Origin of the sequence: Dyadobacter psychrophilus (assembly GCF_900167945.1) — a bacterium.
Lineage (GTDB): Bacteria > Bacteroidota > Bacteroidia > Cytophagales > Spirosomataceae > Dyadobacter > Dyadobacter psychrophilus.
On record NZ_FUZA01000001.1, the window covers coordinates 498,115 to 512,206 of the forward strand.

The 14,092-nt window shown below is 46.4% G+C and carries 11 protein-coding genes; 8 read left to right on the forward strand and 3 right to left on the reverse strand.

Going from position 1 to position 14,092, the window contains the following annotated elements; genetic code table 11:
* Positions 1-269: 269 nt before the first annotated feature.
* Complete coding sequence (locus tag B5X68_RS02290) at positions 270-3,299, forward strand: SusC/RagA family TonB-linked outer membrane protein (RefSeq protein WP_082213947.1); 3,030 nt, start codon at positions 270-272, stop codon at positions 3,297-3,299.
* A 10-nt stretch (positions 3,300-3,309) separates the two neighbouring features.
* The gene (locus B5X68_RS02295) at positions 3,310-5,004 is read left to right on the forward strand and encodes a RagB/SusD family nutrient uptake outer membrane protein (protein ID WP_082213048.1); all 1,695 of its coding nucleotides are present in this window, start codon (positions 3,310-3,312) and stop codon (positions 5,002-5,004) included.
* Between the two features lie 62 nt (positions 5,005-5,066).
* Here B5X68_RS02295 and B5X68_RS02300 read toward each other — a convergent pair whose 3' ends face one another.
* The 3 genes from B5X68_RS02300 to B5X68_RS02310 all read right to left on the reverse strand — a co-directional run bounded on the left by B5X68_RS02300 (position 5,067) and on the right by B5X68_RS02310 (position 6,828).
* Positions 5,067-5,357, reverse strand: a complete 291-nt coding sequence (locus tag B5X68_RS02300; protein WP_082213948.1) for a helix-turn-helix domain-containing protein — start codon at positions 5,355-5,357, stop codon at positions 5,067-5,069.
* Positions 5,347-5,703 carry a type II toxin-antitoxin system RelE/ParE family toxin gene (locus B5X68_RS02305; protein ID WP_082213049.1) on the reverse strand — a complete coding sequence of 119 codons (357 nt, stop codon included), beginning with the start codon at positions 5,701-5,703 and terminating at the stop codon, positions 5,347-5,349. Before B5X68_RS02305 ends, B5X68_RS02300 begins: the two co-directional genes overlap by 11 nt.
* Positions 5,704-5,796: 93 nt before the next feature.
* Complete coding sequence (locus tag B5X68_RS02310; protein WP_082213050.1) at positions 5,797-6,828, reverse strand: LacI family DNA-binding transcriptional regulator; 1,032 nt, start codon at positions 6,826-6,828, stop codon at positions 5,797-5,799.
* A 127-nt stretch (positions 6,829-6,955) separates the two neighbouring features.
* Between B5X68_RS02310 and iolB the strand changes: the two genes are divergently transcribed.
* Genes iolB through B5X68_RS02340 form a run of 6 tightly spaced genes read left to right on the forward strand, consistent with a single transcriptional unit; the run spans position 6,956 to position 14,077 of the window.
* Positions 6,956-7,819 (forward strand): 5-deoxy-glucuronate isomerase, encoded by an 864-nt coding sequence (iolB, locus tag B5X68_RS02315; protein WP_082213051.1) that lies wholly within the window; start codon positions 6,956-6,958, stop codon positions 7,817-7,819.
* Between the two features lie 42 nt (positions 7,820-7,861).
* Positions 7,862-8,869, forward strand: coding sequence for a 5-dehydro-2-deoxygluconokinase (iolC, locus tag B5X68_RS02320; protein WP_082213052.1), 1,008 nt, complete (start codon positions 7,862-7,864; stop codon positions 8,867-8,869).
* 40 nt (positions 8,870-8,909) lie between these two features.
* Positions 8,910-10,376 carry a CoA-acylating methylmalonate-semialdehyde dehydrogenase gene (locus B5X68_RS02325; RefSeq protein WP_082213053.1) on the forward strand — a complete coding sequence of 489 codons (1,467 nt, stop codon included), beginning with the start codon at positions 8,910-8,912 and terminating at the stop codon, positions 10,374-10,376.
* A 49-nt stretch (positions 10,377-10,425) separates the two neighbouring features.
* Positions 10,426-11,454 carry an inositol 2-dehydrogenase gene (gene iolG / locus B5X68_RS02330; protein ID WP_082213054.1) on the forward strand — a complete coding sequence of 343 codons (1,029 nt, stop codon included), beginning with the start codon at positions 10,426-10,428 and terminating at the stop codon, positions 11,452-11,454.
* A gap of 51 nt (positions 11,455-11,505) precedes the next feature.
* Positions 11,506-13,119 carry a sodium/sugar symporter gene (locus tag B5X68_RS02335; protein ID WP_082213055.1) on the forward strand — a complete coding sequence of 538 codons (1,614 nt, stop codon included), beginning with the start codon at positions 11,506-11,508 and terminating at the stop codon, positions 13,117-13,119.
* 7 nt (positions 13,120-13,126) lie between these two features.
* The gene (locus tag B5X68_RS02340) at positions 13,127-14,077 is read left to right on the forward strand and encodes a class II fructose-bisphosphate aldolase (RefSeq protein ID WP_082213056.1); all 951 of its coding nucleotides are present in this window, start codon (positions 13,127-13,129) and stop codon (positions 14,075-14,077) included.
* Positions 14,078-14,092: the final 15 nt, after the last annotated feature.

Below are 14,092 nucleotides of genomic sequence, written 5' to 3' on the forward strand. Positions count from 1 at the left end.
TTAATGCTTGGATTCATCCTATTTATTCTTCTTATTTTTTCAAACGTTTGCATAAAATTTCAAACGTTTGCATTAGCTATTGTCTAATTTCTATTAAATATATTAAAAATACAATCTGTAATCTTGTGTGACAAGAACCCTAAATTTCACGATATGCCTCTCTTCACACCCTCATCCCACCATTCATTAACAATTCAACCCAATAATTTGATCTTATGAAAAAAACTTTGACTCTATTAGTCAAAACCGGGACACTTGGTGTCTGTCTCATGCAAGCTGCGGCCATATGCGGCCCGCATGCAAAGGCAGCAGCCACATTGCCGGTTTCGGAAAGCCTATCGGAGCATGTCGGAAAAAATATGCGCACAATACAGGAAGTTACGCTCTCAGGAAAAGTACTCGCGGAAGGAACAACAGAAGGATTGCCCGGAGTTACGGTGGTAGTTACCCCTGTGTCCGGCGGAACGAAGCAAGGCGCCACAACGGACGAAAATGGCGTTTTTACCATTCCAAACCTGCAAACAGGAGCACGTTATGATCTGGAATTCAGCTATATCGGCTTTGAAAAACAATCCTTAAATGATTTTCTGCTTACTGAATCCAATGTCAATTCTATTGAAATCAGACTAAAAGAATCCGCATCCAACCTGAGTGAAGTGGTGGTTGTAGGTTATGGAACAACTGTAAAAAAGGACATTACCGGATCTGTAAAGTCTTTGAAAAGCAGCGACTTCAATACGGGCATCATTAACTCACCCGAACAACTGCTGCAAGGAAAGGTGTCCGGTGTGAATGTAACCTCCGCAACAGGTGAGCCTGGCGCAAAAACCAGCATTACCGTTCGTGGACCGGGTGGCGTTCGCACGGGAAGTACGCCGCTTTTTGTGGTAGACGGAATGGCGCTCGACAACAGCGGAACAGGCGGCGATACCAACCCGCTGAATTTCATTAACCCCCAGGACATTGAATCGATGGATGTTCTGAAAGATGCTTCTGCGACTGCTATCTACGGTGCAAGGGGCGCGAATGGTGTAATTTTGATCACAACTAAAAAAGGTAAATCAGGGCAGGCGAGCGTAACTTATTCAGGATCACTGGGCATTTCCACGATGGCGCGTCCGCTGGATGTGCTATCAGGTCCAGAATTTTTGACGGAAGCTGCGAAACTGGGCGGCACGGTGATTAATGGCGGAGCGGACACGGATTGGCAAAAAGAGATTTCCCGCAGTGCAACTACGCATAACCACAACATTTCTGTGGGTGGCGGAACCGATAAAATGACTTACTACGGTTCATTTGGAGCGCAAAAGCAACAGGGAATTCTGAAAGGAAGTCAGCAGGACCGCTACACCGGACGCATTAACCTTTCACAAAAACTGCTGAATGACCGCGTGACACTGGATATCAACCTGAATGCAACCAATACGAAAAATAAAAAACCGAATGTACAAGGCATGATCGGTGGCGCCATTACTGCCAACCCGACCTATGCGCCTTACGATGCGGACGGCAACCCATTCCAATATCAGGATGGAACCAACCCATTGATCCCGTTGAGGTTATATAAAGAACTACTTAATACAACGCGGATTTTGGCTTCAATTTCGCCGTCCGTGACGATCGTTAAAGGTTTGGTTTACAAACTAAACTTCGGTCTCGATCATTCAACCGCCACACAGGATAAGCAGACATTGCCGAACACGATTCCGTTTGAAATTGGCAGGTTGGAAAACTTTCAGTTCAAAAACAGTAACCGCCTGATCGAGAACTATCTGACTTACACGGCTGGTAATAAGGTGCACAGTTTCAGTGCCCTTGTGGGTCATTCCTACCAGTATATTTTCTTACAGGACAAAAGGTTTAGCATTAACAAATTCCCTATCTCGGACATTGAACCGATTTATAACCCGGGTCTGGGACAGGATTTGTCACTGATCCTGAATGCGCCGGATGGTCACGCGACGATCAATGAATTACAATCGTTTTTTGGAAGAGTAAATTACGGCTTTAAAGACAAATACCTGGCCACTGCAACGCTGCGTGTGGATGGTTCCTCGAAATTCGGTGCGAACAACAAATATGGTTATTTCCCTTCATTCTCCCTGGGATGGAGAATTTCGGAAGAGCCGTTTATGAAGTCGTCACCGTTCTCGGACCTGAAACTCCGCGCTGGATGGGGATCAACGGGCAACCAGGAAATTCCTTCTAAAATTACACAGGCACGTTTTACCTCAGTTGTCTCACCAACAGCAAGTTACCCGCTGGGAACAGGCGCTTATCCTGCCGGAACTACCAACACAAGACTGGCGAATCCCGACATTCAATGGGAAGTTTCCAAGCAAACCGACATTGGTCTTGATTTCTCTTTGTTCAAGGGTGCTTTGAGCGGTGAAGTGGATTATTTTACCAAAACCTCTGAAAAAATCCTGCTTGAAGTGATCCCTGCCGATCCAATTCAGCCTGCCGGAACATTCTGGACCAATGTGCCCAATATGAAAATCAAAAACCAGGGGCTTGAAATTGATCTGAATTACCGCGAAACACTTGACAACGGACTGCGGTATGGATTTGGCGGTAACATTACTTTTATTAAGAACGATGTTACGGGTTCTCCTTACTCCGTAATTCCATCGGGTTCAGCGCAAGGCTCAGGCCTTACTTCTGCAACGATCAACGGATACATTAACAATCAGCCGATCGGAACATTTTTCCTGAAAGAATTCACCGGCTTTGACGATAAGGGCATCAGCACATTCAGAGATGTGGATGGTGACGGCATAGTAACGGACAAGGACCGTGTTGCTGCCGGAACCGCATTGCCGACCCGGATGTATAATTTCAATGGTAATGTGTCTTTCAAAGGTTTTGATCTGACGGCCAACTTCAACGGCGTTGCAGGAAATAAGGTTTACGACAACACGGCAAACTCCAATTTCTTTAAGCTAAGGTTGCAAAAAGGGCTGAATGTAACGCGCGAATCTTTCACCGAAGAAGCAGAGTCTATCAACAATTCAGCGCCCGTTTCTACCCGATATCTCAAAAGCGGAGCTTATCTGAGACTGAACAATCTTGTGTTGGGATACAACCTGAACACGGCGAAACTTGGCATTAACAAATGGGTGCAGACAGTACGCGTTTCGGTAACGGGCCAAAACCTGGCGCTATGGACCAAATACACCGGTTACGATCCTGAGGTCAATAACGACCGGTCGATCAATGGCATCACTTCCTACGGCGTTGACTATCTGAGTTATCCAAAGGCCAAAACGATTCTGTTTGGTCTTAATGTTGGCTTTTAAAAAATAAACGATGAAAAAGAAATTCTCACTCATATTTGCAGTGGCCGGCTTGCTCTTCATGGCGCCTGGCTGCACCGATCTCGAAGAACAAGTGCTGGACGAAACGCTTAAAGCGAATCTGTCCCCCGACGAAGCCGCAAATGGCCTTTTGGCACCAGTTTATGCATTGCTTCCTAATTTATTTCAGCATACAACCTATTTTGCACTGAATGAAATCACTACGGACGAGGCCATTTTGCCTTACCGGGGTGGCACAGACTGGGGCGATAACGGGATTTATCTTGCATTGCACCAGCACAACACCACCGCAACGGATCCGAATGTGAACAGCACCTGGGGCACATTATCCCAATCCATTTCGCGATCTATCACGGCTATTAATGGTTTAAAAAACTCAACGTCCGCAACCGCCGCTCTATATGCTGCGGAAGCGCGTGGAATGAGAGCTTATTATAATATGATCATGCTCGATATGTTCGGAGTCGCTTTCCTTAAGGATGATCCGAATGCCGCGTCTGTGATCATCAGAGGCGAAGAAGCGTTAAAATACATTGAAAGCGAATTGCTTGCTATTGAGCCGGTTGTGCAGCCTAAATCCGTTGTCGGCCCGGGAAGACTTAACCAGGTGGCAGTTTGGGGATTGCTCGCGCGATTGAATTTGAACGCAGCGGTTTACCGCAACATTTACGCACCGACATTCGAATTCCGCGCTGAGGATATGGATAAAGTGATTCAGTATACGGATAAGATTATTGCATCCGGACAGGCAAAATTGTCACCAGACTACTTTTCTATTTTCGGCAACCAGAACCACTCGAATCAGGAGCTGATCTTCGCAGTGGACCAGCGTGCCGACCTGAACGGACACAACCGCCTGGCTTACTTTTCGATCTCAGGCGATCAATTCCCGCTCGCTGCATTCCCGGCCGCAAACGGAACCGATGGCCCCGGCATTACATCTGATTTTTACCAGTCATGGGTGCAGGCTTACGGCGCTGTTGACCCGAAGCGTGATCCCCGCTTTTATCAGGAAAATATGTCCGTTTATTCCAATGCGGCCGATACTTGCGTGAAAGATTCAGATTATAAAATAAACCGCGGGATCTTGCGTGGTCAGCAATTTGGTGCATTGCGAGTGAACGGAGCATTTTTGAGATGTCCTGATGGAAGACTGAAAGTTGGGAAGTTGAGCTACGTAACCCGTAACAGGGCCGATCTGCCTGTCAGTTTCGGTGAACTGGTAGATTTCACAACTGCTGGAAGCAATTACAACACAGGTTACCGGGTTGCCAAATACGAGTTCGGCAGCGAATCAAACACCGGCCGGAACAAAGGAGACGCTGACATTGTGATCCTGCGCCTTGCAGACATTTACATGATGCGTGCCGAAGCCAAGTTGCGCAAAAGTAACGATGCGGCCGGTGCATTAGCGGACGTAAATCTTGTAAGGGCGTCCAGAACAGCCACAACGCCTCCCCCAGCATTAACTGCCATGAACCTCGACTTACTTTTCCGTGAAAGAGGTTTTGAATTCTACTGGGAAATGCTTCGCCGCAGCGACATGATCCGTTTCGGCAAATACGAAGGAAAATGGACAGAAAAATCCAACGCCGATGTAAAAAAACGAATCTTCCCTATTCCACAGACTGCTATTGATGGTGCATCAAATGTGCCAGGGTATTTGAAGCAGAATGATGGGTATTGATCGGGCCTATAATAACTATTTATCGAACAACCCGGGGTTTAGGCTCTGGGTTGTTTTGGTTTCTAGAATTCAAGTTCAATCTTAACTTTCCCTCCCAATCCTTTTTCTACGATATCGTAAAGCGTTTTAAGGGTCAGATTGCTCCCATCATTTTCTACTCTAGAAATGTACTCCCTTTTTTTATTAATGATTTCACCAAGCTGTTTCTGCGTAAGTGCTTTGTCTTCACGGGCTTTCCTAAGCAGCAATCCGATTTTGAAGCTTTCAAATTCTCTTTCTAAACTATCCCTTTCCTCAGTCCCAATTACACCGTAAACATCATCTTTTACCTGATCCCAAGTTCTAATGTCCATGATTGTTCCGTTTAGTTTCATAGTATTCATTCATAAGTCGCAATGCGCGTTCAATTTCGTTCTTAGGCGTCTTTTCCGTCTTCTTTTGGAATCCGTTAAGCAGGACAACCAGGCTGTCGCTGTCAAAGAAGCAAAAAACTCTCCAAATGTTTGATCCCAGCATTATTCTCGCTTCATATAATCCCTTAGTACCACTTAAATGTTTGATAAAAGAAGATGGAATTCTCTGGTACGTTTCTATTCCCTGAATTATTCTAAATATCTTCCGCCTAACAGCTAGTGACTGCTCTGCAACAAACTGGTCAAAATAGTGTTTATAAACGACAACTTTCCTAATCTTCGTCATTGTAAAGGTAACTTTTAAGTTACGATGATGCAATAGCGCATCCCTTTTTTAGACGTAAGACTTTTCTATCGGTCACAAAAAATTTGAATAAAATTAAATCCGTAACGTACTTTCCCGAATGATCAGCTCCGAGGGCAGCACGGTGCTTTCGTGCTTGAAGTCTTCTGCGCCATTTACCTGGTTCAAAAATAGCCGGGCAGCCTCCATTCCGATTTTGCGACCCGGCCTGTTTACTGTGGTCAATGAGGGGAACGTGTAAGCGGAAATGGGCGAATTGTCAAATCCTATCAAGCCCACATCTTGCGGAATGCGGAGGCCTTTCGCCTTCACGACCCGCATAGCTCCGATCGCAACCTGATCATTCACACCGAAGATTGCGTCTGGCGGTGTTGCCATCTCCAAAAGCCGTTTGGTAGGAAGAATAGCACTTTCTACATTGAAATTGGTGTTGATGATAAACTCTTCGCGGACGGCCATATCATACTTTTTCAGGCAATCCGCATAACCTTTAAAACGCTGCTCACTGACAGTCAGACCATTAGGCCCTTTCAAATGTGCAATGTGTCTGTATCCGATGTTGATCAAATGCTCAACGGCTGCAAATGCTCCGTGGTAATCATCAACCGTAGCGCGACTGGTTTCGAAATCTTCGTATTCGCGATCGATGAAGATAAGGGGCGTTTTTCGCTGGATTACGCTTTCCAAATGCTCATAATATCCTGAGTTATAGGTTTCGTGAGAAACGGACAGGAAAATGCCTTCGGTCCTGTTAGAAAGTAATTTGGCCAAATACTCTTTCTCCAACGCGTAATTCTCGTTGGTAACACAAATGTTGAGCGTATAACCAATCGGCTGCAATGCGGTGTGAAGCCCTTCAATAACAGCTGTTTCGTAGTAATTGCTAATGGTTGGAACGACAACTCCGAGCGACGCGGTCTTTTTATTCAACAAGCTGAGCGAGACCTCATTTCGCTGGTAACCCACTTCCCGGGCATATTCCTGAATGTTTTTGCGTGTGTCTTCATTGATGGCCGGATGGTCGTTCAGCGCACGGGAAACGGTGGATGGCGAGCAGCGGAAACGGCGCGCAATGTCTTTTATAGTAACGGGTCGGGAGGAATTCATTTGTATAATTATGGCAATTAAAACTTAGAAATTTTTTCAAACGTTTGCATTCAATATAAACATATTTACATTTTGTGTTTAATTTATACAACGCTATCATTGTGTACAAATGTAACGAATAACCACAATGAGTGACCTGCTTATCAAACCTGCGCCTGACCAAAAGACCTATCATTCTCTCACAAGCGATCAAGCCGGTTGGACCTACCTGAACTTCGAGGCTAAAATACTGGATGTTAATGAACAAATTTCAGGAAACACGGGTGAATACGAGTATTGCTTCGTTTTGCTGGGCGGCAATTTTAAAGTGGAAGCCGCCGGCCAGACCTGGGAAACAAGAAATGGTCGCAAAGATGTATTTAGTGGAATAGGGCATGCGATGTACTTATCGAGAAATACAGACTATACTTTAACTGCACAATCTCCCCAAACAGACATTGCGATTTGCCGGGTTGCTTCCGACGAAGATCATCCGCCGCGCATGAAGCGCCCGGAAGAAGCTGCGATTGAATATCGCGGCGGGGATAATGCTAACCGCCAGATCAATAGTCTGTTAGAGCCAGGTTTTGATTGCCATAAAATTGTTTGTGTGGAAGTTTACACGCCTTCCGGAAATTGGAGCTCCTTCCCCGCCCACAAGCATGATGTGCGTACGGAAGACGAAAACGGCAAGCTGATCGAAGCGAATTTAGAAGAAATTTATTTTTACAAAATCGATAAACCGCAGGGTTACGCCATTCAGCAGGTTTACACCGAGGACAGATCATTGGACGAGATAATACGAGTGCATCATAATGAAGCTGTGCTTGTCCCAAAAGGTTATCACCCTGTCGTTGCCGGACATGGCTACAATGTTTATTATCTCAATTTCCTGGCTGGAAGCGACCAGTCTCTGGCTAACACATCAGACCCCGATCACGACTGGATTTACGGAACCTGGAAGGGCTCTGATCCCAGATTACCCATTGTTACAGCAGAAATGAATGGATAATCGGCTTTCGGCCGACTGCCGAAGAAATTACAAATCTCCACAATGAAAAAATACGACTTACTGACCCTCGGACGCTCGTCTATCGACTTGTATTCGGCGAATGTGGGCAGCCCATTCGAAAAAATCGAAGCATTCAATGCTTTTGTGGGCGGCTGTCCGCTGAATATTGCCACAGGAGCCCGCAGGCTCGGGCTGGAAACCGCAATCCTGACTGGAATCGGCAATGATCAGGTTGGGAATTTTATCAAACACTTCCTCAATGAAGAAGGCATCATCACCGAGTGGGTGCCGACCATTGAAGGCACCAGAAGTTCAGCCGTTGTGCTGGGTATTGAGCCGCCGGATCGTTTCCCGCTCGTTTATTACCGCGAAAACTGCGCCGATATCAACCTGAACCTGGATCACGTAGATGCCATTCCATTTGGAGATTTCAGAGCAGCTGCTTTTTCAGGAACCGCATTCAGCAAAGATCCGAGCCGCACTGCGATGTTCTACGCCTTGGAAATGGCTAAGAAAAACAATGTTACCCGCTTGCTGGACATTGATTTCCGTGCAGATCAATGGTTTGATCCAAGGGCATTTGGCGTCACAATCCGTGCAGCATTAGGCAGTTTCAACATTGTGGTCGGAACGGAGGAGGAAATCCTGGCAACATTCCTGACCGATAAGGAGCAATTACTCATCAAACACCAGCAAATTTCAGCTCCTGAGATCCGTGGCAACATTGACAATGCCATTCAGGAAATCCTGCTTTCAGGGGTGGAAACACTGGTCGTAAAGCGGGGAAAAGACGGCGCATCCATATTTCAGCCTGGAAAAGAGGAAGTTAAGGTGCCAGGCTTCCCTGTTGAAGTGCTGAATGTGCTGGGAGCCGGCGACGCATTTTGTGCCGGATTTTCTTTCGGATTGCTTAGCGGCTGGGACCTTTATCAAAGTGTGAGAATGGGTAATGCTTGCGGGGCAATCATTGTCACAAGAGAAGGTTGCGCCAATTTCATGCCTACAAGAGCTGAGGTTGACGAATTTGTTGCCGGTTATGGCGGACTGTGACCACCTGCTTTAAACATTGAATAAATACTATTTATATAAAATGGAAAAATTACAGAATTACATCAATGGACAGTGGGTGGACAGTCATTCCGATCATTTCGAGAATGTACTGAACCCTGCTAACCAGGAAGTGCTTGCACAGGTGCCCTATGGCAATGCAAAGGACGTTGAAGATGCTGCGGAAGCAGCCGTAAAAGGGTTTCAGGAATGGAGAAGCACGCCTGTTTCAAAGCGCGTTCAGTATTTATTTAAATTAAAAACCTTGCTGGAAGATAACCTGGACGACATTGCAAAAACGATCGTGCTGGAATCAGGCAAAACATTCATCGAAGCCAAAGCCGAGATGGTGCGCGCTATCGAGAATGTCGAAAATGCCTGCGGAATGCCTGCGATGATGCAAGGTGAATTTTCAGAAGACATTGCCAAAGGCATCGACGAATACATGATCCGTCAGCCGCTGGGCGTTTGCGCGTGTATTGCGCCATTCAATTTTCCCGGAATGATCACATTCTGGTTCCTCCCTTACGCGCTGGCTTGCGGCAATAGCTACATTATCAAACCGTCCGAAAAAGTGCCGTTGACCATGACCAAAATTGTGGCATTGATGGAAAAACTTGACTTGCCGAAAGGTGTCCTTAACCTTGTGCAGGGCGCACGTGAAGTCGTGGATGGAATCCTTGAACACCCTGCCATTAAAGGCATTAGCTTCGTGGGATCATCCAATGTCGCTAAATATGTGTATGCAAAAGGCGCTGCGAACGGAAAACGTGTGCAGGCACAGGGTGGCGCTAAAAATCCGGTGATCGTACTGCCGGATGCGGACATTGATATGACTTCTCAAATCGTCATCGACAGCGTTTACGGTTGCGCAGGACAGCGTTGCCTGGCTGCTTCCACCATTATTACAGTAGGTGAGCATAAAGACATTACAGAAAGCCTCGTTGAATCAGCCAAAAACAGAAAAACCGGTTTCGGACTGGATAGCGACGTATTAATGGGCCCTGTAATCACCGCTGACAGCAAATCCAGAGTGCAAACATTGATCGACAAAGGGTTAAGCGAAGGTGGACGATTGCTAGTGGACGGTCGTAATGCCAAAGTGGATGGATATGAGCAAGGTAACTTTATCAATCCTACCATTATTGAAGACATCCCGCTGGATGGTGAGCTTGCCACAACCGAAATTTTTGGGCCGGTTTTGAGCCTAGTCCATATTAACACCATTGACGAAGCCATCCGGTTCATCAATGCGGGCAGATACGGAAATATGGCTTGTATATTCACGAGCAGCGGTTTGAATGCCCGTAAATTCCGTCACGAAGCAGAGGCCGGAAACATTGGGATCAACATTGGTGTAGCCGCGCCTGTTGCTCAATTCCCCTTCTCAGGCTGGAAAGAGAGCTTTTACGGCGACTTGCACGGACAAGGCAAACACGCGGTGGAGTTCTTCACGCAAACAAAAGTCGTGATTGAGCGCTGGCTGAAAGAATGGAATAGGAAATTTTAATGGCATATCGCCAATTCATACGATATCAACCTTTTAGCATAAACTTAAAATGACTAGAAAATTAAAGACCGGCGTAATTGGCTTAGGTCGGATCGGGCAAATACACCTTAGTAACCTGGTGCATCATATGCCGGACGCGGAAGTGATTATTGCCTCGGACCTGTCACCGGCTTCGCATGAATTTGCGCGTAACCTGGGCGTTGCCGAAATTACAACGGACGCTTATGATGTGATCAACCATCCTGATGTTGAAGCTGTTATCATTTGCTCCCCTACTCCATTCCACGTGCCGTACACGGTTGCTGCGGCCGAAAAAGGAAAGCATGTATTTTGCGAAAAGCCATTAGACGTAACATTGGAAGCGATTCAGGCTGCCGAGAAGGCGGTTAGCGATAACAATGTCAAATTAATGCTCGGCTTTAACCGGCGCTTCGACGCCAATTTCAGCAATGTCCGCAGCCTGGTGGAAGCCAACAAAATCGGCGATCCGCATATCCTGCGCATTACCAGCCGCGATCCAGCGCCTCCGCCCGTGGAATATCTGAAAATTTCAGGCGGCATTTTCCTCGATATGTCAATTCACGACTTCGATATGGCGCGTTACATTGTCGGCAGCGAGGTGAAGGAGGTATTTGTAAAAGGCGATGCATTGATCCATCCGGAAATCAAAGACTTTGGAGATATAGACACAGCCGTTATCGTGCTAACCTTTGAAAATGGGGCAATCGGCGTGATCGATAACAGCAGAAAAGCCGTTTACGGTTATGATCAGCGCCTTGAAATTTTCGGATCAAAAGGCATGGCTAAGGCTGAAAACAACACTTCCGATACGCTGGTGCATTTCGATAGCAATGGCGGACATATTTCATTACCACTGCATTTCTTCCTGGAAAGATACGAAACCGCCTATCGTGTTTGCCTTAAATCGTTCATCGACTGCGTGTTGCAGGATAAACCTTCACCCGTAGACGCACACGATGGATTAATGGCAACAGCTATTGGAATCGCTGCAATGAAATCCTTGACAGAAGGCCGGAGCGTAAGATTGGATGAGGTTTTGCAGTATGCGGCGGTTTAAGTTACTTCGTAGAGAAATTTCAAAAGCACTTTTACCTAACCCTTTACCCGAATGTCCAATACCGGTTTGCAATCGCTGGATTATGTTGTATTCTTTATTTATTTGATAGGCGTTTCTGCTTATGGTTTTTGGATTTACAAAAAGAAAAGTTCGAAGGAAGTTAGCTCGACTGACTATTTTTTAGCAGAGGGATCACTGACATTCTGGGCCATTGGCGCGTCTATTATCGCTTCCAACATTTCGGCTGAGCACTTTATTGGGATGTCCGGTTCGGGTTTTGCGATCGGCTTGGCGATTTCTTCGTATGAATGGATGGCGGCGGCTTCGCTGATTGTGGTTGCGCTTTTTATCCTGCCGGTTTATCTCAAAAACAAGATCTATACCATGCCGCAATTTCTGCGCGAGCGGTATAATCCTACGGTGGCGACGATTATGGCTGTTTTCTGGCTGCTGCTTTATGTTTTTGTGAACCTGACTTCCATCCTTTATTTAGGAGCGCTTGCCTTAGAAGTGACTGCTGGTCTGGACTTTACTTGGGGAATCATCGGACTTGGCATTTTTGCGGTTGTGATTACAATAGGCGGGATGAAAGTGATTGGTTATACGGATGTTGTCCAGGTTATTGTGCTGGTCCTGGGCGGATTAGCGACTACTTATCTGGCTTTGGATCTGGTTTCCACGCATTTCAACAGACCCGGAATTTTTAATGCGCTGGGGTTGCTCAAAGAACAAGCCGACTCGCATTTTCACATGATTTTGCCCAAAGAAAATCCATTTTACAAGGATCTTCCCGGATTATCTGTGATCATTGGCGCGATGTGGATCAATAACCTGGCCTATTTTGGCTGTAACCAATACATTATCCAAAGGAGCTTAGGTGCCGATTTGAAAACAGCTCGAAAAGGAATTCTCTTTGCAGCCGTGCTGAAATTGCTCATTCCGATCATTGTCGTTATTCCGGGCATTGCGGCTTATGTTTTGTACCAAAATGGCATGTTTCAAAAGGAAATGCTGGACGGCGTTGGTGTTGTAAAACCGGATCATGCTTATCCAGTTTTGCTCAATTTGCTTCCCGGTGGACTGAAAGGAATGGCTTTCGCAGCTTTAACGGCGGCAATTGTCGCTTCTCTTGCCGGAAAAGCAAACAGTATCTCAACCATTTTTACGCTGGACATTTACAAACAATACATCAACCCCAGCGCAAGCGAAAAGCAACTCGTAAAAATCGGTCGCTACACCATTTATGTAGCGATGGCAATCGGCGTCATCATCGCGCCGCAGCTTCGCGTGCTGGATCAGGCTTATCAGTTTATTCAGGAATACAGCAGCTTTATTACGCCAGGTGTTTTTGCAATTTTCATATTGGGAATGTTCTGGAAAAGAACCACTTCCGCGGCGGCGCTTACGGCTGCATTGCTAACTATTCCGCTATCGACAGCAGGCAAGTTCATGGCCCCCGAAATCCCGTTCCTGGATCGTATGGGCATCATATTCCTGATCCTATGCGCAGTAATCGTGGTAATGACATTGGCTGATCCCAAAAGCAAGAATAATCCGAAAGGACTGGAGATCGACCGCACGATGTTCGAACCGGGCAGAAGTTTTGTGGTTGGTTCCATCGTGATCTGCGGGGTTTTGGCGGCATTGTACACCGTGTTCTGGTAAAAAAATTATGCTTTTAACAACCAAACAACTTTTCCAGAAATGCTATGGCCGCTACGCAATTCCTGCGGTGAATGTGTTTTTTATGGAAGAAATTCATGGGCTATTTGCAGCCGCTCAGGAAGCAAATGCACCCTTTATTGTGCAGACAACGCCTTTTGCAAGGGATTACGCACATCCGGATATGCTTTTATCGATGATCTCCGCGGCGTCAAGAATTTATCCCGATGTAACCTTCGCCATCCACATGGATCACGGTTTTGAAGAACATATTTTTGAGGCCATTGAAAGAGGCGGTTACACGTCGGTGATGATCGATGCGTCTCATGATGATTTCGATCAGAATGTTGCGCGGACCAAGGAAGTCGTGGCGCGGGCCCATGCGCAAAACATTAGTGTGGAAGCGGAATTGGGCGTTCTTGCTGGCGTTGAAGACGATCTTACAGTGGATGCCGCACATTCATTTTATACCAATCCGCAGCAGGTTGAGGATTTTGTAAAAGCCACGGATTGCGACAGTCTGGCCATTGCGGTCGGCACGAGCCACGGCGCATACAAGTTTTCGGGCGGACAAGGTTTGCAGTTTCATATTTTGAAAGAAATCCAGGAACGGCTTCCCGGCTTTCCATTGGTGCTCCACGGCGGCTCTAATGTGATTCCGGAGGTTGTGGAACGCATTAATGCGGCTGGCGGAAATCTGAAAACAGATGCAAAGGGCGTTCAGGAAGACGAAATCAAGAAAGCCATTCCGCTGGGTGTTTGCAAGATCAACATTGCGACCGATACAAGGTTGCTCTGGACAATGGTCAACCGCGAATTTTTCCGCGACCGGCCCGACGAATTTGCGCCTACCACACCGGGGAAGATCTTTATGGAAGAATATAAGAAATTTATGCTGAAAAAGTTTGACCTCTTCGGTTGCACCGACAAGGCGGGCGATTTCGCTTTGGTTAACGCCTGATATTCAGGCAAAATC